The following is a 642-nucleotide window of genomic DNA, read 5'->3' as shown; positions in this document are numbered from 1 at the left end:
CCCGGAAACGTTGAGCTTGCGGTCCAGGTCAACGTACCGGCCATCCACAGTCCCCGTAACGGCGGGGGAGGGGAAGAAGTTCAGGAACGAGTCGGTCGGGAGAGCGTATTCGTTACCGCCGCCGACCACGTAGCCGGTCGGGACGTCGTCCGAGCGCGAGCCGGTGCCGAACTGACGGCGGCCGCCCGAGCCGTAGGCGAACCCGCCCGGGGGGTAGAACAGGGTCCGGTCGAAGGCGTGGCCGAGGGGGCGGCAGACGGAGCCGAAGGAGGCGAGGCCCGACAGGCCTGTCGGGTTGAACACCAGGGTGCCCGGGATGATGGCCGAGCCGTTGGCGCCGACGGCGGAGAAGCGGTTCCGCTGGCGGCCGAAGTCGGCGTACTGGGCGTCAGCTTCGATACCGACGACCACACCCGAACCCGGGGTGAACTGGTAGTTGTAGCCGATCTGACCACCGCCGACGAAGCCTTCGTTGCCGGAGGAGTTCGAGAAGGCGAGGACGCCGCTCTGCAGGGCGTTGCCGGTCGCGAAGATGCGGTTGGCCGGCGAGACGCCGATGACCGTGCTGGCCGAGTTCGACGAGGCGTCGAAGCCGTAACCGGCGTTGAAACCGGCGTAGAAGCCCGTCCAGGTGAAGACCGG

The 642-nt window shown here is 68.4% G+C and carries 1 protein-coding gene; it reads right to left on the bottom strand.

From position 1 onward, the window contains the following. Window positions 1-642: outer membrane protein (locus MKK52_RS06770; protein ID WP_243953061.1), on the bottom strand; the 642-nt coding region annotated here is incomplete at both ends.

It is taken from the genome of Methylobacterium sp. J-067 (assembly GCF_022829465.1).
Lineage (GTDB): Bacteria > Pseudomonadota > Alphaproteobacteria > Rhizobiales > Beijerinckiaceae > Methylobacterium > Methylobacterium litchii.
This window is presented reverse-complemented; position numbering and strand designations above follow the sequence as displayed.